21 protein-coding genes and 1 pseudogene are annotated in these 23996 nt (G+C 45.5%); 10 read left to right on the plus strand and 12 right to left on the minus strand.

Annotation, left to right across the window (positions count from 1 at the left end; genetic code table 11):
• Window positions 1-355 precede the first annotated feature (355 nt).
• Window positions 356-664, minus strand: a complete 309-nt coding sequence (gene bolA / locus DYB02_RS13625; RefSeq protein WP_005456570.1) for a transcriptional regulator BolA — start codon at window positions 662-664, stop codon at window positions 356-358.
• Window positions 665-938: 274 nt separating this feature from the next.
• On the opposite strand from bolA, the gene DYB02_RS13630 reads away from it, so the two are divergent.
• The 4 genes from DYB02_RS13630 (at window position 939) to DYB02_RS13645 (ending at window position 4671) form a co-directional block, all read left to right on the plus strand.
• The gene (locus tag DYB02_RS13630) at window positions 939-2096 is read left to right on the plus strand and encodes a methyltransferase (RefSeq protein WP_015297176.1); all 1158 of its coding nucleotides are present in this window, start codon (window positions 939-941) and stop codon (window positions 2094-2096) included.
• A gap of 36 nt (window positions 2097-2132) precedes the next feature.
• Window positions 2133-2702, plus strand: coding sequence for a YajG family lipoprotein (locus tag DYB02_RS13635; protein ID WP_020841186.1), 570 nt, complete (start codon window positions 2133-2135; stop codon window positions 2700-2702).
• Window positions 2702-3247 (plus strand): peptidylprolyl isomerase, encoded by a 546-nt coding sequence (locus tag DYB02_RS13640; protein WP_017447752.1) that lies wholly within the window; start codon window positions 2702-2704, stop codon window positions 3245-3247. The genes DYB02_RS13635 and DYB02_RS13640 overlap by 1 nt, the downstream gene beginning before the upstream one ends.
• 71 nt (window positions 3248-3318) lie before the next feature.
• Window positions 3319-4671: an AmpG family muropeptide MFS transporter gene (locus DYB02_RS13645; RefSeq protein WP_005456555.1), complete on the plus strand. Its 1353-nt coding sequence runs from the start codon at window positions 3319-3321 to the stop codon at window positions 4669-4671.
• A gap of 86 nt (window positions 4672-4757) precedes the next feature.
• Here DYB02_RS13645 and DYB02_RS13650 read toward each other — a convergent pair whose 3' ends face one another.
• The 4 genes and pseudogenes from DYB02_RS13650 to DYB02_RS13670 form a co-directional block, all read right to left on the minus strand.
• Window positions 4758-5417 carry a ChrR family anti-sigma-E factor gene (locus tag DYB02_RS13650; protein ID WP_023584115.1) on the minus strand — a complete coding sequence of 220 codons (660 nt, stop codon included), beginning with the start codon at window positions 5415-5417 and terminating at the stop codon, window positions 4758-4760.
• On the minus strand, window positions 5414-5998 hold the full coding sequence (locus DYB02_RS13655; RefSeq protein WP_005456530.1) for an RNA polymerase sigma factor: 585 nt from the start codon (window positions 5996-5998) through the stop codon (window positions 5414-5416). Before DYB02_RS13655 ends, DYB02_RS13650 begins: the two co-directional genes overlap by 4 nt.
• A gap of 41 nt (window positions 5999-6039) precedes the next feature.
• Window positions 6040-6730: pseudogene (locus tag DYB02_RS25950) on the minus strand (DUF4397 domain-containing protein); the annotation flags it as partial.
• 81 nt (window positions 6731-6811) lie between these two features.
• Window positions 6812-7408 (minus strand): LON peptidase substrate-binding domain-containing protein, encoded by a 597-nt coding sequence (locus tag DYB02_RS13670; RefSeq protein WP_025588211.1) that lies wholly within the window; start codon window positions 7406-7408, stop codon window positions 6812-6814.
• A gap of 323 nt (window positions 7409-7731) precedes the next feature.
• Here DYB02_RS13670 and DYB02_RS13680 point away from each other — a divergent pair, with 323 nt between their 5' ends.
• The 4 genes from DYB02_RS13680 to csdA all read left to right on the plus strand — a co-directional run bounded on the left by DYB02_RS13680 (window position 7732) and on the right by csdA (window position 11329).
• Complete coding sequence (locus DYB02_RS13680) at window positions 7732-8523, plus strand: nucleoside-specific channel-forming Tsx family protein (RefSeq protein WP_021449946.1); 792 nt, start codon at window positions 7732-7734, stop codon at window positions 8521-8523.
• A gap of 108 nt (window positions 8524-8631) precedes the next feature.
• The gene (gene panE / locus DYB02_RS13685) at window positions 8632-9522 is read left to right on the plus strand and encodes a 2-dehydropantoate 2-reductase (RefSeq protein WP_029806810.1); all 891 of its coding nucleotides are present in this window, start codon (window positions 8632-8634) and stop codon (window positions 9520-9522) included.
• Entirely contained in the window at window positions 9519-10118 is a 600-nt protein-coding gene (locus DYB02_RS13690) for a DJ-1 family glyoxalase III (RefSeq protein WP_024699363.1), read from the plus strand. The genes panE and DYB02_RS13690 overlap by 4 nt, the downstream gene beginning before the upstream one ends.
• Window positions 10118-11329: a cysteine desulfurase CsdA gene (gene csdA / locus DYB02_RS13695; RefSeq protein ID WP_029806809.1), complete on the plus strand. Its 1212-nt coding sequence runs from the start codon at window positions 10118-10120 to the stop codon at window positions 11327-11329. Before DYB02_RS13690 ends, csdA begins: the two co-directional genes overlap by 1 nt.
• Window positions 11330-11362: 33 nt before the next feature.
• On the opposite strand, the gene DYB02_RS13700 is transcribed toward csdA, so the two are convergent.
• From DYB02_RS13700 to DYB02_RS13725, 5 genes are all read right to left on the minus strand, one after another.
• Window positions 11363-12283, minus strand: coding sequence for a sensor domain-containing diguanylate cyclase (locus DYB02_RS13700; RefSeq protein WP_005456666.1), 921 nt, complete (start codon window positions 12281-12283; stop codon window positions 11363-11365).
• 309 nt (window positions 12284-12592) lie between these two features.
• Entirely contained in the window at window positions 12593-13021 is a 429-nt protein-coding gene (gene csdE / locus DYB02_RS13705) for a cysteine desulfurase sulfur acceptor subunit CsdE (protein WP_029806240.1), read from the minus strand.
• 34 nt (window positions 13022-13055) lie between these two features.
• Window positions 13056-13865, minus strand: coding sequence for a tRNA cyclic N6-threonylcarbamoyladenosine(37) synthase TcdA (gene tcdA / locus DYB02_RS13710; RefSeq protein ID WP_029806242.1), 810 nt, complete (start codon window positions 13863-13865; stop codon window positions 13056-13058).
• Window positions 13866-13963: 98 nt separating this feature from the next.
• A complete protein-coding gene (gene mltA / locus DYB02_RS13715) occupies window positions 13964-15067 on the minus strand; it encodes a murein transglycosylase A (RefSeq protein WP_029806245.1) in 1104 nt (367 codons plus the stop codon).
• A 260-nt stretch (window positions 15068-15327) separates the two neighbouring features.
• Entirely contained in the window at window positions 15328-15783 is a 456-nt protein-coding gene (locus DYB02_RS13725; RefSeq protein WP_029806246.1) for a DUF2850 domain-containing protein, read from the minus strand.
• Between the two features lie 164 nt (window positions 15784-15947).
• Here DYB02_RS13725 and argA point away from each other — a divergent pair, with 164 nt between their 5' ends.
• Both argA and DYB02_RS13735 read left to right on the plus strand, forming a co-directional pair.
• Window positions 15948-17285 (plus strand): amino-acid N-acetyltransferase, encoded by a 1338-nt coding sequence (gene argA, locus DYB02_RS13730; protein WP_005482311.1) that lies wholly within the window; start codon window positions 15948-15950, stop codon window positions 17283-17285.
• Window positions 17286-17633: 348 nt separating this feature from the next.
• Window positions 17634-17822 carry a hypothetical protein gene (locus DYB02_RS13735; RefSeq protein WP_011106047.1) on the plus strand — a complete coding sequence of 63 codons (189 nt, stop codon included), beginning with the start codon at window positions 17634-17636 and terminating at the stop codon, window positions 17820-17822.
• A 34-nt stretch (window positions 17823-17856) separates the two neighbouring features.
• Here DYB02_RS13735 and recD read toward each other — a convergent pair whose 3' ends face one another.
• Together recD and recB are read right to left on the minus strand one after the other, a co-directional pair.
• Window positions 17857-20004 (minus strand): exodeoxyribonuclease V subunit alpha, encoded by a 2148-nt coding sequence (gene recD, locus DYB02_RS13740; RefSeq protein ID WP_029805366.1) that lies wholly within the window; start codon window positions 20002-20004, stop codon window positions 17857-17859.
• Window positions 20004-23678, minus strand: coding sequence for an exodeoxyribonuclease V subunit beta (gene recB / locus DYB02_RS13745; RefSeq protein ID WP_047022959.1), 3675 nt, complete (start codon window positions 23676-23678; stop codon window positions 20004-20006). The genes recD and recB overlap by 1 nt, the downstream gene beginning before the upstream one ends.
• Between the last annotated feature and the right edge of the window lie 318 nt (window positions 23679-23996).

Below are 23996 nucleotides of genomic sequence, written 5' to 3' on the forward strand. Positions count from 1 at the left end.
AACCTCGTCACATGAAATATGAGAGATTTATCAGGTGCGGTAGTCTAGCATTTTTTAGGAACTTGATGCCATGACCAATCATCAGAATAGAGGGGTAATTTCGATAGAATCAGGTCTAAAAGGTCAAATATTAGTCATAAGTTTGACCGAACGCACAAATGACATATTCCACACATATCTTATGGAAATGAAATATTCACAGCCTGAAATATGCTTTAATTTATATTCATTTGTTGAAACGCTGTTAACACATTTTTTAACCAACATTTGTGCCACATTTTTGTCCCACACAAAATGTAAAACAAAAAAAGATGGCCTAAGCCATCTTTCTAAAAACGTCTGGGTTGAAAGGGGGTTAACGCCCTCCTCCCATACACATTGGACTGTCTGGTGCACCATTTTGCTCACGTTTCCACTCTTCCTCTGTGTAAGTATGGATCGCAAGCGCGTGAATATGATTGTCTAGCTCATCGGCAAGAATTTGATGAACTTGACGGTGACGGCCAATCAATCTCTGACCGGCAAATAAGTCACTCACAACAATGACTTTAAAGTGACTTTCCGAGCCAGGCGGCACATTGTGCATGTAACTTTCGTTGATAACTTTTAAGTAGCTTGGTTGCAGCTCACTATGTAACTTCTTCTCTATGATTTCTTGGATCATATTCTTTCCTCAATGATGCAAATGCCATAAGTATATACCCAACTCATAAAGAGGTGGAGACTTGATACTCTTTCCATTTTGCGACTTTGTTTCGCGTTAATACTAGCAAAGGTTCAGCCCATTCAGCACTGATGCGTTTAAAGCACGAGCCACAAGCTTGCCACTTTACGCTATTTCGGCGAGTTAAATAGAAAATTTGACAGCTTTTTGTATCTACGTAAGCCATCATTTGCGACAATAATCACTAGTTTATTGAATCAACCTACGTTTACTTATGAAAACCGAATTGAATCTTCACGGTAGAAGCCTCACGCTTCATCGTTTTCCTAAGCGTTCTAACGAAACGCTTCAAGCTTGGGATGCGGGTGATGAGTACCTGATCAATCACGTCGAAGAAATGGCATTACCCGACCATCAAAACATCGTTGTTATCAATGACAACTTTGGTGCCCTCGCTTGCTGGTTTTCTGAAAAACATCATGTCACTTTTATGAGCGATTCTTTCGTCTCTCACAAAGGTGCTCAAAAAAATCTTGAAGACAATCAATGTAATAAAGTGGCATTTCTGACCACAATGGACAGTATTCCTGCGAATACAGATCTTGTGTTAGTCCAGCTACCTAAAAGTAATCGTCATCTTGTTTGGATCTTGAGCCAACTTCGCAAGATGCTTCCAACCGCTTGCCCTGTTATTGCTGTAAACAAAGCCAAAGAAATCCATACGTCTACATTAAAATTGTTCGAAAAATACCTTGGAGAGACTAAAACGTCACTGGCGTGGAAAAAGCATCGACTGGTCTTTTCTCAGGCCAATGCAGAACCAAGAATTGAAGTAGATCCAATCACGGCTTGGGATGTCGAAGGTGAACACATTCAGCTTAAAAACCTGCCAAATGTCTATTCAGGAGAAAGCTTAGATTTAGGTGCGCGTTTTATGCTGCAACATATTCCTCAAGACGCCTCAATCAACCACATTATCGATTTGGGATGCGGTAACGGCGTCTTATCGGTAAAAGCAGGTCAACTCAATCCAAATGTAAGACTGACTTGCGTTGATGAAAGCTTCATGGCGCTTGAATCTGCCAAGCAGAACTTATTGGATAACTTGGGCGAAGGTCGCGACATTCAGTGCGTGGCCAATAACTGTTTGGATGGATTCAAACCTGACAGTTGCGATTTAATCATGTGTAACCCACCGTTCCATCAGCAACAAGCCATTACCGATCATATAGCATGGCAAATGTTCTGTGATGCAAAACAAATTTTGAACCAAAATGGCAAGTTACTCGTCATAGGAAACCGTCACCTCGGCTACGATGCCAAGTTGAAACGTCTGTTTGGTGATAAGAATGTGAAACTCATCGCTTCTAACAATAAGTTCGTGATTTTACAGGCAACAAAAAATCCTGCTAAATTAAGCGCAAAACAATAGAGCTCTCCGAGCAAAATGTTTACAAGGAACAATAAAATGAAAAAACTGTTACTCGCGGCTTCGGTTGCATTGCTTACTGCATGTTCAGCGCCACAACAACCGCAACTGAACCTAATGCCTGAAAGCACCTTGAGCACCAATCCTATCGTACAAGGCAAAACATACAGCTTGACCAGCAAAGACGTGCGCGCAGCGCAGTACGTAGCTTTGGTTGATAACGGTCGTTCAAACATTCTACCACTTCATGCGAAACAAAACTTACGCATTGCATTAGAAGAAGCTTTAGAGAAACAGTTCTCATCTCAAGGTTTCCACTCTGATTTAAACAGCAACAACGCAATTGAACTGAATGTTCAAGAAGCGCTAGTGAACGTCAAACATTCCGTAATGGAAAACCAAATGGATGCCAAAGTGATACTAGAGATCACAGCAGAAACACCACAAGGCAAATTGGTGAAAACCTATACAGGTACTGCAAAACGCTCTGGCACTTTAAGCGCTTCAGATTCTGATATTGAAGAAACACTGAATGATGTAGTGACGTTAACGCTTAAAGAAATTGCTAACGACCCAGAGCTTCGTCAGTACATGCAGGAGCGTTTCTAATGTTACGCAAAGCGATTCTTTCTTTAGCATTACTTAGCTGCAGTGTTTGGGCAGGGCCAAAAGTGGCGTTTGAAACAACGTTAGGTTCATTTACCGTCGAGCTGAATGAAGAAAAAGCGCCAATCACAGTAGCTAACTTTCTGAAATATGTAGAAGACGGCAGCTACGAAGGTACGATTTTCCATCGTATTATCCCAGGATTCATGGCACAAGGTGGCGGCTTTAACCAAGACATGCAGATGGTGAAAACATACGCGCCAATCAAAAACGAAGGAAGTAATGGTCTGAACAATGACCGTGCAACCATCGCAATGGCACGCACCAATGCACCAGACTCTGCAACTCGCCAATTCTTCGTCAACCTCGTCGACAATGACTTCCTAAACTATGGCGCTCGCCCACCGGGTTATGCGGTATTTGGTGAGGTGACTGAAGGATTCGACGTTATCGAAAAAATGGCACAGCAGCCGACCACTACAGTAGGTCGAATGCGTGATGTACCAGAGACGCAAATCGTAATTACTAAAGCAACGCTACTCAAATAGCCAAATCCATAAGCCCTTTGAATATTCGAAGGGCCTTCTCGTTCCATGGCTTCATTTTATTGGATTGATTTATGTCTTCATTACCTTCCATCACTTGGTTGGAAACGGTAAAAAGTTACCTTGATAAGCGACTCATGTGGGTTTTCATGTTGGGCTGTTCTAGCGGTTTTCCATGGGTACTTATCGGCTCAAACATGTCTGGTTGGCTAAAAGACGCCGGCTTGACCCTTTCCGCAATCGGCTATTTTGGTAGTGTCTTTGCGGTCTATGCGATCAACTTTCTGTGGGCTCCCTTGGTCGACCGAGTGAAGTTACCGCTGTTATATCCTCTGCTTGGACAAAGACGCAGTTGGATCTTTTTCTGTCAAAGCATTGTGCTGGTTGCCACATTATTCATTGCAGGGGTCAATCCTGCGGAAAATCTCATTTTCGCCTCTCTGCTCGCCTTGTGTATTGCAACGGCATCGGCAACACAAGACATCGCCATCGACGCTTTCCGAATTGATACTTTTCCAAAATCGGAAGAATCTAAGTTGCCACAAGCTTCGGCTATGGCAGTCATCGGATGGTGGACAGGCTACTCATTGCCAGGATACTTGGCGTTTGTTAACGCCGATACTATCGGCTGGAACGGTGTGTATTACGGTATGGCAGCCGTTGTTGTGGTACTCATGGTGTTCACTTTGTTAGTGGGCGAGCCAGTCACACAACGTGAAAAGCTCCAATCCGAAGCGGAACAAAGACACAAAGAAGTCGTCGGTTCAAAACTTGTGGCGTGGTTTACGGTCACCGTTGTTGAGCCTTTCCTCGATTTCTTCAACCGAAATGGTGTTCGCGTCGCGATAACCCTGTTGCTGTTTGTCTTCTTGTTTAAGATTGGCGAAGCATTTCTGGGCCGCATGTCGATTGCTTTCTACAAAGACATTGGCTTTAGCAACGAACAAATTGGCTACTACTCGAAGTTGATCGGATGGGGAGCCACCATCTTCTTTACTCTCGTTGGCAGTATGTTCAATGTGAAGTTTGGTATCGTGCGCGGTTTGATGATTGGCGGCATTGCTATGTCAGCGAGTAACTTGATGTTTGCTTGGATAGCATCTGTTGGCCCTAACGAGCATCTGTATTTAGCGACCATCATCGTTGATAACTTTACGACGGCATTTTCCACCGTGGCCTTTGTCTCGTTTCTGACTCTATTAACCGGGCAAGCGTTCTCTGCCACTCAATATGCATTGCTTGCGTCGCTAGGAAACTTTGGACGAACCACGCTAGCGTCATTCAGCGGTGAATTGGTTGACTACCTAAATGACTGGAGCACGTTTTTCATTCTCACGGCCGTAATGGTGATCCCGAGCTTGATCATGTTGTATTCACTGCGTCATTACTTTACGGATCTTTTGGAAAAAGCGCGGCATAAGCACTAACGACCGCAAATTTGCTCAAAAGTAAGAATAAAAAACCACTGCACAATACGGTGGTTTTTTTCTATACAAAACGCGGCGTTTTAAGCTTACGGGTAAAGCCCTTTGCCGAACAAGTTGAAGATTCGTGCAACACCTTGCGTGAAAATCATTGGCTCAGTGAGTACCGTTAAACACAAACAGTCTTCACCTTCCTGAGTAAAGGGGCTGTGTTTGACTGAGGCATCACGTATCATCAAGTCGCCTTCTTCATACTGCCCGTCTTCATCGCTAAATCCACCATGCAGAACCAGTGTGGATTCCAACCCTCTGTGCGTGTGTTGCGGGATTTGTACATTTTCGCCGATGTACATCAGGCTCACTCGAGCATCTTCACCCAAATCAATTTGTGCACTGAAAACTTTCCCACCGTAGCTTCGCCACGATCCCACCAAATCAGAAAAGCGCACTAACGTTTTTGGAAGCTCGAAGCTTTTACCTGCGACATTGACGAAAGCTGTATCTTGAATCACCACATTGTCGTTCACAGGTTCTGCGTTAATAATGTCGTTCAACATGTCATCAAACTCAGGTGAATACTCTGATGGACTTTCGCTCACTGTATTTGCTTGACTTGCTTCTACTTGGTTTACATACGCTCGGCACTTTGAGCACGTCTCTAAATGTGTGGCGACCACAAGACCAGAAACCGCATCAATGCTGCCCGAAGCGTATGCTTCTAACAAGTTGTTATCTGGATGTTTGTTCATAGTTGCTCCGTATGCATTGAGTGCCTTAACTTTTCTACGGCAAGTCTTAACCGAGACTTCACCGTGCCTAGTGGTATGTCAAAAAGTTCCGCTACTTGCTGATGTGGCAGTTCTTCGAGATAAACCGCTTGCAATACGTCTCTCTGATTTTTGGGCAAAATATCAAGAAACTTCACCACCTGTTCCTTCAACATGTCTTGTTCTGGAGAATAATGATCAACCAAATCTGGCGGATAATATTCCGATGGCCAAATGTCATCAGAATGGATGTGAAGCTCTTTACCCTTTTGTTTTCTGAGTAAGTCAAAACACAAGTTGCGGATAATCGTGTATATCCACGTCGATAACGCACTCTTCTTTCCATCGTAAAGATGAGCTTTTTGCCAGACCGTTGCCATGGTTTCTTGAACCATCTCCATAGCAACTTGCTCATTACCAACGTGCTTGTAGGCAAACTGTTTTAGCTTGGGTGCATAAAAACGGAATACGAACGCAAAAGCCTCTCTATCTTTGGCTTTTACTTTATCCATGTAAGCGTTCCATTCATTTCGCCCCAATTTTTGTGGGCTATCACTCATCATAATCAGCCTTTACTATAGGGAGGCTCTCACCTCCCTTCTTCCTAATCGGTGATGTCATCAACGAGAAGATTGAAGCCACCATTGTTTCCGTCATCAATAGCAACCACTTGGTAGACAACACCATTCATTAAGTCTACTGGTAGCGAATCGATCGCGACCGCGTCAGGGTTGCCTGCGACGGTGACAGTTACGTAGTAAGTGCCTGCCGCAACATACAATCCTTTCGCACTTTCTTTATACGCAAAGTTTGTGATGGTTGGATCACTGCCCTCTATCCCTACTGACGTTGTGAGGTAGATATCAACCATCTCTGCTACTGGGTTGGCTGCCGCATGAGTCACGTTTAACGTCGCACTGGTTGCCACCGCTCTTCTCATGTCTTCACCATTAAAGACTCTATCGCAATAAAAGGGCTTACAACTCCGACAGCATATACGCTGTCATATTTCCCGCCATCAACCCTTAGTCCATCAACATCAATTATCGGATGACTCGTAGTGCCATCGACAAGATGCCCTACTCGAACTTAGCTTGGTTTCCTGTGATTTCAATTATAGAAGAGGAGGAACCATCAGGAACGAGGTGCTTAACTGGTAAAGAGCTACTTGAATCACCAGTATTAATAGCTGCAATGGTCAAATTGGAGTTCGCAGAAAGCGTGACTGCACCCGAATCAAAAACAACGGAGTCGCCCACGATTAATCTAACTTGATAGTCTCCTGCTGGAATGTTCGATTGTGTCAGTGTCTGATGAACCACAAGCGGCTAAACCTAAAGCCATTGCCAATATTGCAGCGACTCAGCTCAATCCTTTCATATCCTTGCCTCTTTGTTTGAAGGGGCTTCGATTGCTTGGTTAAGAAATCGCAATGCAGGACGGCAATCTTGAGCGCCGACTAAGCTTTCAAACAAATGACTGTCTAGGGGCAACAACTCTAACCATCGTTGCGTGACCCAAATTGGATCATCGTAAAAGCGATGCTGATACAACGTTCCGAGTTGGGGAAACTGTTCATATACTTGGGCGAGTTGTTGACTCAAATACCCAAAGTCGAGCTGTTGAGAAGGCGTTTGCCAATTATCCAACCAATCGACTTCGGCGTGTCGTAATCCATCAGCGTCAGCGCGTACACGTTTCACTGTAAAACGTTTTTCGCCGACGACGGTGATACCAAGAAGCCCATCACTAAGCGTTTCGAAATCAACCATCTTGACCAAAGTGCCGATCGAAGAAACATTTCCCACCGCTTTTGGATCACCATCACTGCCCACAAGGCAAACACCAAACCCCACATTTTGCAAACTACACTCTTTCACCATGCGCTTATATCTAGGTTCAAAAATACGCAGATTCATCTTGCCTTCGGGTAGTACAACCGAGGTGAGCGGGAATAACATGACTTCTTTCATTCAAACGTCCTCTTTGGTTCTCCGATTCATACGAACGCCTTATTACTCGGATCACTAACGATTTGTGTTGGTTAATCGACTGGCTTAAAAAGTCATAAAATCGCTTACGCAAACGATCTAAATCACATATTTATTGCAAGATAATGCAACAAACAAAAAGTTCCGTAAATAAAGATAAGTTCGTGACACACCTCACTAAAAACGTTCATTTTTGCACCCTTTATCACTTTCATTTGCGATTTTTATCGCTATTATTCCCGCCAATTGGAAAGCGCAGCACAGATTGCGTGTTCTGAATCATTACAAACATAGAGAGTCCCCTTATGCGTAAATCACTTTTAGCTCTTAGCCTTCTAGCGGCTACATCAGCTCCAGTATTAGCTGCAGATTACTCTGACGGCGATATCCACAAAAACGATTACAAGTGGATGCAATTTAACCTAATGGGTGCATTCAACGAACTTCCTGGTTTCCCTGATGGTTCGAACCACGACTACCTAGAAATGGAATTCGGCGGCCGCTCTGGTATTTTCGACCTTTACGGTTACGTTGACGTATTCAACCTAGCTTCTGACCCAGGCAGCGACAAATCTGGCAAAGAAAAAATCTTCATGAAGTTTGCTCCACGTATGTCTCTAGATGCTGTAACTGGTAAAGACTTGTCTTTCGGCCCAGTTCAAGAACTATACGTTTCTACTCTAATGGAGTGGGGCGGTGCTTCTGAAGTTAACTCACAAAAAATCGGTCTAGGTTCTGACGTGATGGTACCTTGGTTAGGTAAAATCGGTCTAAACCTATACGGTACTTACGATAGCAACAAGAAAGATTGGAACGGTTACCAAATCTCGACTAACTGGTTCAAACCATTCTACTTCTTCGAGAACGGTTCATTCATTTCTTACCAAGGTTACATCGACTGGCAATTTGGTATGAAAGATGAGTACTCTTCATCTAGCTACGGCGGTGCTATGTTCAACGGTATCTACTGGCACTCTGATCGCTTTGCTGTTGGTTACGGTCTAAAAGGCTACAAAAACATCTACGGTATCAAAGAAGTTAATGGTGTAGATTCAACTGGCTTCGGTCACTACATCGCAGTAACTTACAAGTTCTAATTGAACCGATAAGTTTCCTCAAAAATGGCGCCAATTGGCGCCATTTTTATTTGCTTTCCTCTCTCCCCTCATTATCCTTGCAGCAAACCTTTTTACTGAGAGCGTTTGGTGAATATTCTCATTTTAGGTCCGGGGGCCATTGGCTCACTCTGGGCGACCAAATTCCAACTTGCCGGACACAATGTTTCCTTGTGGGGAAGAACCTCAGATAGTAAGCAACTGCTTCAGCTTGATGACTCACCTGCAATGGAGTTTCCTAACCAACATATTCCCTCTTTACAACAAGCGGATTTGATTTTGGTCACGGTGAAAGCGTGGCAAGTGATCACTGCACTCAAACCTCTTATTGAGCACATTCATCGCGATGCCATTGTTATGCTTATGCACAATGGTATGGGTACGGCCGAGCAGGTAGAAGAGATGCTATCCGGAAATCCCGTCGTTATCGCAACCACAACCCATGGTGCTTATAAGCCGAATAAAGAACTCGTAATGCACACGGGGCAAGGCATCACTCAAGTTGGCGGCTTTAATGTATCTGGCGCTCAATGCCAGTTTTTGCAAGATGTTATGCAGCACGCTTTACCAGAAGTTGTTTGGAACCCAAACATCAATGCCGCATTGTGGACCAAACTCGCCATAAACTGTGCAATCAACCCGCTTACAGCATTGCATCAATGTAAAAATGGCGACCTTGCACACGGTGATTTTCAAGACACCTTGAAAATCATCACGAAAGAACTTGTCGAAGTGATGAATAAGGAAGACATTGCGACGCAGTTCGACGTACTTTTCGAGACCATTATGCAAGTGGTGCGGGCAACGTCTGAGAACTATTCTTCAATGAGGCAAGATGTGTTTCATCAGCGCCCGACCGAAATTGATTTTATCACTGGGTACTTGCTAAAAGCGGCAGAGAAACATCGCATCAACACGCCTGAGAATTTAGAACTTTACCAACGCATCAAAAAAATAGAACAAAGCTGGACAGAAGAATGAGTAAGAAAATCTTAGTGCCAATCGCTCCGGGCACCGAAGAAATGGAAGCCGTCACCGTTATCGACTTGATGGTTCGAGCAGGCTATGACGTAACGGTCGCAAGCGCAGATTTCGATGGTTCACTGACTATGAAAGCCTCTCGCGGTGTAACACTGACCGCGGATTGCAAGCTGGTCGATATTGCTGACGACGAATTTGATGCCATTGTATTATCTGGCGGCGTCGGCGGAGCAGAAACTTTCCGCGACAGTACCGTCATGATTGAAATCCTCAAACAGCACATGTACGAGGGTAAACTGGTGGCGGCAATTTGTGCAGCTCCTGCTTTGGTTTTGCAACACCACAACCTGTATCCAGATGCGTTGATGACATGTCATCCAAGCTTCCAATCTCATATTCCTGAAGACAAATGGCGAGCTAAACGTGTCACCATGGATCTGAATCACAACCTACTGACAAGTCAGGGACCAGGAACCGCACTTGAGTTCGCAATGGAAATCATTATCAAACTTTCCGGTAAAGAGCATGGATGGATGGTCGCAGAACCGCTAGTCACTATCCCAACACTGCATTATCACGAATTTGGTGAAGAGTAATGTTTGACATAAACGCTGTACGCGAACAGTTCCCGGCCCTAAATCAAGACGTAAATCAATCGCCTTTAGTTTACCTTGATAGCGCAGCAACAACACAAAAGCCACAGTGCGTGATCGATGTGATTAGCCGTTACTACAGTGCACAAAATGCTAACGTGCATCGTGGTAGCCACAGTTTGACAGCAAACGCCACTAGCCAGTTTGAAGCCGCTCGCGAAGCCGTAGCAACGTTTATTGGTGCAAACAGCTCTAAAGAAATCATTTGGACGCGAGGCGCAACCGAAGCACTTAACTTAATTGCACAAACTTACGCTCGCAGCACCTTACAACCGGGCGATGAGATCTTGATTAGCGAGATGGAACACCACGCCAACATCGTGCCGTGGCAAATTGTGGCAGAACAAACTGGCGCGAAAATCGTGAAAGTGCCAATGACACCCGAGTGCCAGTTTGACTTGCAGGCGTTTGAACAGAAGCTCTCTGAACGATGCAAAATCGTCGCGTGCGCACAAATAACCAACGTGACAGGCACACGCCAACCTATCGAAAAGATCACCGAGCTAGCGCACAGCGTTGGTGCGGTAGTTGTAGTTGATGGCGCACAAGGCATCGTGCACGAGCAGCTAGATTTGTCGGCATCAGATATCGATTTTTACGTTTTCTCAGGTCACAAGCTTTATGCGCCAGCAGGTATTGGCGTTCTATACGGCAAACTAGAGTTGTTAGAAGCTATGCCACCATGGCACGGCGGCGGCAAAATGGTTGAACGCGTTTCTTTCGAGAAAACGACCTTTTCAGCACTTCCTGGCAAATTTGAAGCGGGCACACCAAACGTAGCGGGCGCGATTGCTTTAGCGAAAGCCATTGAGTGGTACCAAGGTTTTGACCATCACGAAGTCGAGGATCATCTCCATGCGCTTCAGGATAAGGCCTACCAAGCACTAAACGCGTTGGATGACATCCATATTCTAGGCTATCAACCGAATGCCTCTGTACTGACGTTCGTAATGGACGGCGTTCATCACCAAGACATGGCGACGCTGCTCGATCAACAAGGCATTGCGGTACGAGCAGGACACCATTGCGCTCACCCATTGATGGATGCGCTAAACGTCAAAGGAACGGTACGCGTTTCTTTTGGTATTTATAACACGGCAGAAGATGTGGATAGGCTCATCGCCGCCGTAGAGAAAGCCGTCGACATGTTATAACGCCAACCTTTCGACTTGGAGTAACCAACAAGGTTACTCCATCTGCCTATCCAGAGTCGCCACGCAATTTCTGCCATTTCTTTTCGCAGCATAAAGCGCTTTATCTGCATGCGCATACAAGCGTTTGGTGGTTTCATTTCTGCCTATTTTGACCACACCCACGCTCACCGTGACCGGAATTTCAATCTTTTCAAATTCAAACTGGCAATTTTGAATATGGGAACGTACTTCCTCTCCCACTTCTTTCGCCGCCGATAGAGAGGTTTCTGGCAGGATAATCGCAAACTCCTCCCCTCCGACTCTTGCAAAAATCTCGTCTTTAACCAACAAGTGTGAAACCAAATCGGCTAATGTCTCTAAGACATAATCTCCCGCATCGTGGCCACGTTTATCATTGATAACTTTAAAAAAATCCAAATCAAACAATAATAGAGCAGATTGGTAGTCAGGAGTTTGGGATTTAATGACTTCTTCTGTGAGCTTTTCGAAAAAAACACGTCGATTGTAGATATTTGTGAGAGCGTCAATTTGGCTTTGGTGGCGAAGAAGGGTTTCGACTCGGTGGCGGTTGGAAATGTTGCGGGTAAGAATGAGAACAACGCGACGACCTTGATAGTTTATAGTGAGCGGACAGATTTTCCCTTCATAATAGAGGTCGCCTTTTGGCCCACTGTTCGCATCTATTCCCTGAATGCTGTCGGCACACATCTTGTACTCGATCGTCACAATACTGTCTTGATTGAGTGACCGATTGATCTGTTCGATAAACCAGTCGGCTTGCTCTTTCTCAAGTACACTGTGCAGCGTCTTACCTATCAAATTGCTTCCATCGTGATAGGCTTTTTTGTCTGTTCCTCCAAAAACATCAATATAGATACCATCTTCACTCAAAATAAAAGTGGGGTCAGGCATTCCGGATAACACGTCTTGCGCATGTTCCAAGGTGAATTGCATACAGGGAGGTTCCTAGCGTTTGTATCTAAGTAACCCAATCGCCTCCAAATGTGTTTCAACATTGGGGAATAGAAGCGAATGGGGCATATGTCTATTATCTAATATAGACAAATTTTAAATACAATTGAGTCTATAAAAACCAAGTGGGCAATATAATGAATCTGGATCAATAGAAAGGTCAATTAAAGTCAAAATAGTCGACTATTTGCATATTTTTTATTCACACACGAAAAACGTCTCAACTCAGATACAAAAAACGCCAAACAGCTAAGCTATTCGGCGTTTTTTAAAAATTGGGAAAATGGCTCATTACACGGCAGTGTGCTTAATCTGCTCAACAATAGCTTTCAGGCCATTACCACGTGATGGGCTTAAATGCGCGATGAGTCCCAGCTGCTCAAAATAATCATCAATATCAAACGCTTGAATTTGATCGGCCGTTTTACCGTCATAAGCCGCCATCACCAACGCAATTAATCCGCGTACAATACGCGCATCGGAGTCTGCACAAAAATGCCACACGCCATTTTGCACTTGGCTCACTAACCACACCAAGCTTTCGCAACCCGATACTGTAACTTGTTCTGATTTCAGCTCTTCTGGCATTTGTGGCAGCTTTTTACCCCACTGAATGACCTGACGGTAACGATCTTCCCAGCCTTTAAATTGCTGCATCGTTGCGACAATATCTTCGCTGGTGATTTCTGTTCCAAATGGAGATGCAGGAAAATCGATCATAATGTGCCCTTCTGTTTGATGCTTTTTGGCTGAACTACTTCTTGTGTTTTTGAATCAGCTTCTCAACAATTCGCGATACCGCAACAAAACCAAACGTCGCGGTTACGACAGTTGCCGCACCAAATCCGCTAGCACAATCCATACGTTTTGGACCTTCCGCTGTCGACTTCACACCGCACACTGAACCGTCTGCTTGAGGATACTTCAGCTGCTCGGTTGAAAACACGCAATCAATACCAAACTTACGAGCCGGATTCTTAGGGAAGTTATGATGACGACGCAAAGTGTCTTTGATTTTCTTCGCTAAAGGATCTTGAATCGTTTTCGTTAAATCAGCGACCATGATCTGCGTTGGATCGACCTGACCACCAGCGCCACCCGTGGTGATCACTTTGATCTTGTTGCTGCGGCAATACGCCAGCAAAGATGCTTTCGCTTTTACGCTATCAATCGCATCCAACACGTAATCAAACTCTTTGCTTAAGTACTCATGTTGATTGTCGGGCGTAATGAAATCATCAATCAGATTAACTTTACACTCCGGGTTGATCAACTTGACGCGCTCAGCCATCACTTCAATTTTGCTTTGACCAACGGTACCCGTCATCGCATGAATTTGGCGGTTAATGTTCGTGACACAAACATCGTCCATATCTATCAGAGTCAGCTCACCGATCCCCGAACGAGCCAGCGCTTCCACCGCCCATGAACCTACACCACCAATACCAATCACACAAACGTGTGCAGCGCGAAGAATGTCCACTTCACTATTGCCGTAAAGACGACGTGTGCCGCCAAAGCGTTGGTTGTAGCTGTCAGATGCAGGGGTATCGAGTTCACGCATATTGAAGTCCAGATGATCGATAGAAAAACAAAGAGTGCGATTTATACGCACTCTTTGATGAAATGTCTAGATAAGAGGGGTTCCTCTTTCTTGGATGGTTATTGTAGCTTTTCTGGCGGTAAAGCCCAAGGCGCTTGAGTTGGTGAGTTTTCCAACCCAAGTTTCCACACTCGACCAAAATGCTTGTAATGCCCAGCTTCTGTCCCTGCTCTCGCACCAATGCCATGATACAGATCCAAATGGTTTTGTTTTACCGCACCACCTGTGTCTAACACGATCAGCATGCGCAGTTGGTGAGCGCCGCTCCACGTACCATCGGCATTCAACAACGGCACTTCCGCCAAGATTGGCGTGCCCATTGGTAAGATAGAACGATCGCCTGCGACAGCGGCCATTGGCAACAACGGAATACCAGCCGAGCCTGTTACAGGCGCTTCCGCTTTTGGTGCAAAGAAAACGTAAGAAGGATTTTGCTCCAACAACTCGCGCACTGTTGCATCGTCGTTGTCCATCACCCACTCTTTAATCGCTTTGAGGGACATTTTTTCACGCGGCACTTCACCACGTTCAATCAAAATGCGGCCAATGCTGACGTAAGCTTTGTTGTTTTTCCCTGCGTACGCAAAGTACTCCAACGTATCATCATCTTCAAAATGCACATAGCCACTGCCCTGCACTTCCATCATAAACGGGTCAATACGATTTGGCGCATAACCAAGCACTAAACCTTGGCTATCTAATGCCCCATTGTAGATCTCCGCGCGAGTAGGACAATCTGATGTGCAGTTCGGCTTACCGTAAACTGGGTACTTAAAAATGTCGTTTGGTGTATGACGAAGCTCCATCACGGGAGAAAAGTATCCGGTAAACAACACATTACCTTTTTTATCACCACCACCCAATTGCGCGGCTTGAATGCCAAACGCACTCAACGCGCTGGTGTCTCCGCTTTGCTGCGCCCACTCACTCAGTCTTTGGTAAAGCGGTTGGTAAATCTTCGCCATGGATGGTGACTTCATCACCACTTGCTCAGCTTGCTTATTAAACTCAGTAAAATCGCGTGGTTTGTTGGATTCAACTACATCCACTTTATTTAGTATCTGAGGGAACTCACCATCGAGAAATTGCTGAGCGCGATCATTTTGTTGAGCACAACCAAATAGCAGACTCAAAGAAATAATAGGAAGGAGTTTTTTTAACACGTGATTTTTCCGTAAAAAAGAATAGCAAAAGGATGGCAAACAAATGCAAACGACGCAATTGAAAAGCGACGACAAAATGTTTCAACACTAAGCCAATCCGTTTACTTGTTGTTAAATCATCCATTTCGGGACGAACAACATGATAACAGGAGAATATTTACGAAATTGTCCAGACAATGTCTGAACTGATGTGGATATAAAAAAGATAGGAATGTTGAGCACTCGCGCAATGGCGAATGCTCAAATAGAAAACACAATATTTAACGAATGGCGATGCCAGCGTGCCCTTCAAGACGAAAGACCGGAAGATAGTGCGCCCGCGCATCCAACTTCATTTCTGTATGTTGTTTTCCGACAAAATCAAAATGGCGCACGGTCGAACCGACTTTGTATGAGAACGAATCGCCATCAAATTCAAAATCGGTCGCAATCGTCGAGCCATTAACGGTCACGCCCCTTTCACTAAGCACAAACTCTTCCCTCGAGTAAGGCGCTACATCTTGCTCAACCCAGCGGCCATAAATTATTGATTTAGAGATGGGAGGGTTAATGTACCGAGTGATCAAATCGCCATACAGCATACAAACAATGACAGTACCCAGCACTGCCATTAGCATGAGAGAACGTTCCGCCCACTTGCGAAGTGACGATTTTGTGGATGAATTAGACTCGTTTTGAGCAGTGATCGCAGCATTCTTATTTACAACTGAAGACATGAGGTTCACTTATTTGAAATAGACGCGCGTATTGTAACCTCCATAACCAAACTGGACAAAGTACCGTACTCCAGATGTTTGTGCTTTATTCCAAAAAATTGCCTTGCCATTAATTGAATAAAAAGACATTATTTAAGCATAAATAAACACAAGGAATGGCTGTAGTGAAAATTCGTAGTACCGCTCTCGTAAAAGGATTCCGCCAATCAACCCCTTACGTCAACGCTCACCGTGGGAAAACCATGGTGATCATGCTGGGAGGTGAAGCGGTCGCCCATAATAACTTTGGCAATATAATCAATGATATTGCTTTGATGCACAGTTTAGGCATCAAAGTCGTTGTCGTTTATGGCGCTCGTCCGCAAATCAATCAATTACTTGAAAAACAAGATCTTACTACGCCATACCACAAAAACATCCGAATTACCGACGAAGCGGCACTATCGGTAGTTATGCAAGCTGCGGGGCAGCTTCAACTTGCCATTACCGCACGCCTTTCAATGAGCTTAAACAACACCCCAATGGCTGGCACACAACTGAATGTAGTCAGTGGCAACTTTGTCATTGCACAGCCACTTGGCGTAGATGACGGTGTCGATTACTGCCACAGTGGACGCATTCGCCGCATTGACACCGACGCGATTAATCGCACGCTCGACCAAGGTTCTATTGTGCTACTTGGCCCCATTGCGAGCTCCGTGACTGGTGAGTGTTTTAACTTACTTTCTGAAGAAGTCGCGACGCAACTGGCGATCAAATTAGGCGCAGACAAACTGATTGGTTTCTGCTCAGAACAAGGCGTGATTGACGACAATGGCAATGCCGTCGCAGAGTTGCTGCCTATCGAGGCAGAGCACGTCATTAAAACGCTTTCAGAAAACCACGCTTCAGATTCCGATTACAACACGGGCACTTTGCGTTTCCTTAAAGGTTCCATCGCCGCTTGTCGCGCTGGCGTCCCACGTAGCCATCTCATCAGCTACAAAGTAGATGGAGCTTTGATTCAGGAGTTGTTCTCGTTTGACGGTATCGGAACTCAAGTCGTCATGGCGAGCGCAGAGCAAGTTCGTCAAGCTGGTATTGATGACATCGGCGGCATTTTGGAATTGATTCATCCATTGGAAGAACAAGGCATTTTGGTCAGGCGTTCGAGAGAACAGCTAGAGCAAGAGATTGGTAAATTCACCATCATTGAAAAAGATGGCTTAATCATCGGATGTGCGGCTTTATACCCATATTCTGAAGAACGAAAAGCTGAAATGGCCTGTGTTGCTATTCACCCAGACTATCGGGATGGCAACCGAGGTTTGTTGCTGCTGAACTACATGAAGCATCGTTCAAAATCAGAAAACATCAACCAGATTTTTGTCCTTACCACCCACAGTCTACATTGGTTTAGAGAGCAAGGATTCTACGAAGTTGGAGTCGATTACTTGCCAGGAGCCAAACAAGGTTTGTACAACTTTCAGCGTAAGTCAAAAATCTTAGCGTTAGACTTATAAACAAACTCAACATCATTAACAGGTGCGTTCTGAATCCTCAATCCGAGGTTTGGAACGCCATGCTCCGACTCTCTCAACAATAAAGCCATGAATCATAAGCAGTAACATCATTAATTTAGATATGCAAAGCATTACATTGATTTTAGTTCCATTTTTACCTTTTCAATATACACACTGTTGGCTATACTCTGCACGCTAGTGATTGGTTTTTAACCAATACAAATGGATCTAGGTGATGATACGTAGCCTTCACCCTAAAATGCTGGGCAGTCGATAACTAGTTAGCCCGCATTGCACACCAAGGACAGTTGTTAATCTGACTTTCAATAAGCCGAGACGAGCACTGTTATGAGAACAATCATTTGTAATTCGCTTCAAAGTTTCTGGGATATGGCTGACAATCAGTTTTTAGAAGGCCTAGATGTTCACTGTGTTTTTCCGGTGAATGACGCCATTCGAGACTTTATCCTTACTTATCAACAGCAATACAAAATACGCAGCGTATCGTTTACCGATGCCTTTGCACAACGTACATAAAAGAAGACCGAGCCATAAGCTCGGTCTTCTTGTTTTAGTTAGTAAGCCGCTGTACTAGCCCACTCGCGCGAGTGGTTTTCACCTTAATGCCTCGCTTCAGAACATTGAGTTCGGCGTAAAGAGCTAAACGCTTTTTCGCGCGGGTAATGCCTGTGTAAATCAACTCACGGGTTAATATCGGGCTAAAGTCTGGTGGCAAAATCATCAGGGTGTAATCAAATTCACTGCCTTGCGATTTATGGATGGTCATGGCGTAAGCCGTTTCATGTTCAGGTACTCGGCTTGGCAAGACCGATTTCACACTGCCGTCAGGTAACTCGAAAAAGACTTTCAAACGCGGTTCTTCTTCACTGTCATCTCGCATACAAATACCAATATCACCGTTATACAAACCTAAACCGTGATCATTACGCGTAACCATGACGGGTCTGCCGTGATACCAAATTTCATCCTGAACTTGAATGAACTTGCGCGCCGCGAGCGCTTTCTCGATGCGTTGGTTTAGCCCAGCCACACCAAAGTCACCTTCACGGATCGCGCACAGCAGTCGGCATTGGTTGAAGGTATCTAACACCGCTTTGGCTTTGTGCGTTAGCGACTCTGGCTCTCCGGTTTTAGGATCGATTTCTTGTTGTCCAATGCGTTTGAGGTAACGACCGTATTCCTGCACCAATGTCTGCATCATTTGGTTGTAATGTTGACTACTTAGTGCGAAATGTTCGATATCAGAAAAGTCACGCGCCCAGACGTTATCTACGCTCGCAGCAGAACCGGAATTAACCGATTTTGCCAACTGACCAATGCCTGAGCGAGCATCAAATCGGTAACTCTTTTGCAGCATACATAAACTATCAGCAATGCTAGATGCACTGTTACCCGTATGCGCTAAAGTATCGAACCCCGTCAGTTTTGCGATGGCTGACGCCTGCTCTTTGCCATAACCCAATGCATGGAACGAACAGATATCTCCCAACACAGCCCCTGCTTCAACTGAGGCAAGTTGGTCTTTATCACCTAACAAAATCAGCCGCGCATGCTTCGGTAAGGCATCGACCACTTTGTACATCATTGGTAAATCGACCATCGACGCTTCGTCGATAACCAAAATATCCAAATGCAGTGGATTTTGCTTGTTGTGACGAAATTCTGCGCTATTAGGAATCGCGCCCAGCAATCGATGCAAGGTGCTCGATTCAGTCGGAATTTTGGCTTTTAGCTCCGGAGAAACTGGCAGTTCTTGCACTGCTTTACCAATGGACTCGGTTAATCGCGCCGCCGCTTTCCCCGTCGGGGCCACCAGCTTGATGGTTAGATTTTTCTCGTGCGTCGCCTGTTCAATCAAAGCAGCAAGCAATTTGGTTACTGTCGTCGTTTTACCCGTACCTGGGCCACCAGAAATCACAGCAAATCGACGAGTTAACGCAACCGCCGCCGCGACTTTTTGCCAGTTCACACAAGCTGAGAGTGGCACAAGTTCATTCAGTGTTTGCAAGTCCTGAACCTTGCGCGCATTGCTAAGCACGGCATCAATCGCGGGCCAATCCAACGATTCGCTTGCGACCACATCAAGGTGATCACATACCAATTGCTGGCGCAACACTTGGTTGCTGCTTCCCGCTTCTACTGCTTTGCCTAACGCGTTAAACAGAAAATGGTATTGGCGTGCAAACAAATGGTTGAGCAACTCCGATAATCGCACAAACTCTTGTGGTTGCAAGTTAACTGCGGCGCCCAACTGATTGAGCTTTTCCGCCAGTGTCACTTCATAATGCCAATAGCGGTGCAGATACAGACGCTCGCCATCGAACATCAGCGGTAAGGCTTCTCCTTGCGCGCCGACCACGGTGGAATTTTTTAATACTTGAATCCAGTCTATGCCTTGCAACTGTGTGTTGAGCGCCAATGCCGACTCACCAAACAGCCCTAGCTTACTGGCTAAATCCGTAGATTGCCCTTGTGCATCGAACAGAGACAGACAGATATGTCCTTTGCCAAGCTCACTACTGACAACACCAGCGATAAACGCCAATGCTTGACTGTCCGACTGTTCATCATGCGTTTGAGAATCAATAAAACAGGCGAATTGGTAGTCGAGCTGACGAATAGCGCCTTTGTGCGCCAAGCGTTCCAGCACTACCAATAGACTATCTTGGCCAGAATGAAGATTGTGATTTGTCGTCATTAAAGTAGCTCCATCTGCCCGGCTTGAGTTGAGCGCGTTTCAAGTACTTGACCATCAATCAAACGATCCATCTCTTGTAAGAAGTCTAAGGTTGGTTTCGCGGCAAAAATGCCGTGGTCACTCTGCCCATCCATACCGCGCAAGAACAAGTAATACACACCACCGAAGTGCTGCTCATATTGATAATTCGCCAATCGGCTGCGTAGGAAACGATGCAGTGCTAACGCATAAATCTGGTACTGCAAATCGTAGCGGTGATCAGCCATCGCCGATTTCAGAGCCTCACCATGGTAGTGCGTCACATCGTCGCCAAGATGATTCGATTTCCAGTCAAGCACGTAGTATTTACCTTGATGTTCAAACACCAAGTCGATAAAACCTTTGAGCATACCTTGCACGGTTTGGAAACCTAAATCCCCCGCTTTCGCCGACAACGGATCGTGACGTTGAATGACTCGGTTTAACGCCGGCGCAGACAAAACTTCAATCGGCAACAAAAATTCCATCTCGACCAAACGTTGCGACGGTGCTTTTTGATTCAGCAGCAAAGACTTACCATCCAACGGCGTTGCGAGTACGGTATCAATCAATTGCTGTAAAATGGGTAACCACTCTTCATCGAGCTGTTCGCTTTCCATCAAACCAAGGATGATTTGTGTATTCTCTTCCGTCGTGGCTGGCTGAGTAAATTCAATTTCCTCAAACAGGCTGTGCAGGAACGTACCCGGACGCGCACCACGAGGGAAGGTAAAAATAGAACGCTCTGGCTCCACCAAATCCGCTTCGTCTTGTTCTTCAGATGAGTCGATATCAAAACCCGTAATCTCAATCGTGGCATCATGCTCGACGTGATGAGAGCCTTGCTTGACCAAGCCAGAATAACTGGTGATGCGCCAGTTTCTATCGATAGGGTTTTGCAGCTCTTTCGCGCTAAGATCGTATATTTCTTCTTGTGGCGCTACGTACTTCTCTTCGAGTTGCTGCGGCGGATCGGCCACAACGACACAATCAAGCTCGTCTTGTTGCTGTGTTAAACCTTGGTGCAAATCGTTAATGCCACCTTCTTGACCATTCTGAATCAAATAGCCAATCGCACTGCGGTGTACGCCAGTTGGCTCTTTGGTCGAACGACCATTGCGCAAAGGCGAGGCTCCAATAAAACACGCATACACAGCACGCGTTAGTGCCACGTATATCAAGCGTAAGTCTTCCGCCAAACGCTCTTTATCCGCTTGCTTCATGGACGCATCGTTGCCAGTGATATCCAGTACCGTGCGGTCACTGGCTGCATCGTAATATTTGGCTTCGCTGGCTTCTCGATAGCTGAACACAAACGGCAGAAATACGAGGTCATACTCCAAGCCTTTTGATTTGTGAATAGTTACGATCTGCACTAAGTTACGTTCCGATTCTAAACGTTGGATTTGGTCATCACTGCCACCCAAACCGTTTTCCGCATCACTGATAGACTGAGCGAGCCAACGCAGCAGACCGTGGTCGCTATCCAGTTCATTACTGGCTTGTTGAAGCAGTTCACCGATGTGCATTAAATCGGTAAGTACTCGCTCACCATTCTCACCCTGTGAACTAGCACCTTCTTCTAGTAATCGCTCGGCAATATGGCGTTTGCTGATCACAGCGCGCAACATCGGCAGCACACCACGTTGAACCCAAAGTTTGCGATATTCTTTGAATTCGTTTACGGCGTTTTCCCACACCACTTCATCGTTATTAAGTGCATCCAAACTTGCTGCGTCGAGGGCAAACAGCTCAGAAGCAAGACTTGCACGCAGCGCACGGTCATTTTCTGGAGTCAGCACCGCTTGCAGCAAACGCTGTAAATCCTGCGCCACTGAACTGGTAAACACACTGTCTCGGTTAGACAGGTACACGCTGGCAATGCCTTGTTCAGCCAGCGCTTGTTTGATCATTCGACCTTCACTACCTGTTCGAACCAACACCGCGATATCGCCCGCTTGAACCGCTTTCTGTTTTTCGCCATTCACCAGACACGCTTGCCCCTGTTGAGCCTGCGTCAAAATGGTTTGGATTTGGCTTGCGGTCGCCTCTGCCATTCGAGTCAAATACTCGCCTTTTGGTAGCGGTTTATCGTCCGCTTCTTGCAACCAATAAGTCAGCGCCGGTTGCTTTTGGCCACCCATAGTCCAAATGCGTTTTTCGGCATTGGGACTGTACTTAACGGGTAAGAACGGAATATCTGAATCATAGATAAATGGACTGTCTGGCAAAGCAAATACTTGGTTTACCGCCTGCACCATATCTGCGCTAGAACGCCAGTTGGTTCCTAACGTATAGTGGGCACTTACTTGGTTACGCGCTTTGATATAAGTGAAAATGTCTGCGCCACGAAAGCCATAAATCGCCTGCTTGGGATCCCCGATCATAAACAAACCACATTCCGGGTTGTTCAGATAAATACGGCTGAAAATACTGTATTGAAGCGGATCGGTATCTTGGAACTCGTCAATCATTGCGACAGGGTACAAAGTACGAATACGCGCCGCTAAAAGCTCGCTTTCGTCCGTATCGATAGAAGCAGAAAGTTGCGTCAGCAAATCATCGAAAGAGAGCCACTGTTTTTGATTTTTCGCGTTGGCCAGCATCACACGACAATGCTCAATCGCATGAGCAAGCAGTGGCGCTTTTAAGCTGATTGGATTGGCAAGAAATGTTTCAATGGCTTCAAATACCGCATGCTGAGGCGCGCTGCCTTTCGGTGTTTTTTCCAACAAAACGTTTTGCGCGAATTTCTCCAGCTTGTCTGGATAATCGTAACCTGTAGTTTCCGTTGCTGCCCAAGCGTTTACCGCCTCCAACCACGTCGGCAGAGACTTTTTGGTGTAGCTGCGTTTGTTAATATCTGAATCTGAAATCAGCGTAAAGAAGTCATCTTGGCTTTCTCGCCACTGTGCTTTTAATTCATCAATTTTTTTCAAATTTTCAGTATGAAGATCAGCCAAACTGCCTTTCATTGCAGGAACAGAAAGGCTTAACGGCGCACCGGTTAAGTAATTGCTGATGTCAGACAACAACGCAGATGGAGAGCTCCATAGCTGGCGAATTTCTCCAGCCAAGGTAAATGGCAACGGGTAGAAATTGCGACGCCAGTAATCGGCTACAACTTGCGATTTTAGGTGACTTTCATCGGTCACAAACTCGTTATTAAATCGGCTGCCAGATTCAAACGCATTTTGCGTTAGCATACGTTGGCAAAAACCGTGAATCGTGTAGACCGCCGCCTCGTCCATCTGACGCTCTGCCTGCAATAAAATTTCTGCGGCTTGCTTGTGATCGTCAAACTCATTAAGCAAAGGTTGGATCACCGGATCGGAACTCTGTCCACGCGCAAACGCGATTCGCGCGTCATGGATCCTTGCCCTGATACGATCGCGTAATTCCGCAGTTGCCGCTTCGGTAAAGGTTACGACCAGAATTTGGTCGACCGTAAGCGGTACGCGATGTCGAGTTTCCGCGCTGCCGTGACCAAGCAAAAGGCGCAGATATAAGCCTGCAATAGTGAAGGTTTTACCTGTACCTGCTGATGCCTCGATTAACCTCGCACCATGCAGAGGAAACGTCATCGGTTCTAGTGGCGTTGGTTGAGGTTGCTCTGTGCGGTCTAACGTATGTAGAGGGCACTCTGCACCTGACATTTGATCCATAACGCTGAATCTCTCCGGATTATTTACTAGGACGTATCACCTAATAAATGTGATCTATAGTTAAAAATTCTATTAATATGTTTAACAAGTTGGATAATTTAGAGCTTTGTGAGATCTTTCTCACGGTTATCCATAAGACGTACCGTTAGTATGCGCCCCACGAGATAAGCCAAACCTTTTTGGCGGCACAACTCAAATGAATTAAATAAAAGTATCATGGTCCCTCTGACCTTGTGGCCGTACAGCGAACGCCCTACAAAAAATAATGATTTTCTGGCGGCCACCCTACTCTTCCTTCTCTTTATCCAA

Source organism: Vibrio parahaemolyticus (assembly GCF_900460535.1).
In the GTDB taxonomy this organism is placed as follows: Bacteria; Pseudomonadota; Gammaproteobacteria; order Enterobacterales; family Vibrionaceae; genus Vibrio; species Vibrio parahaemolyticus.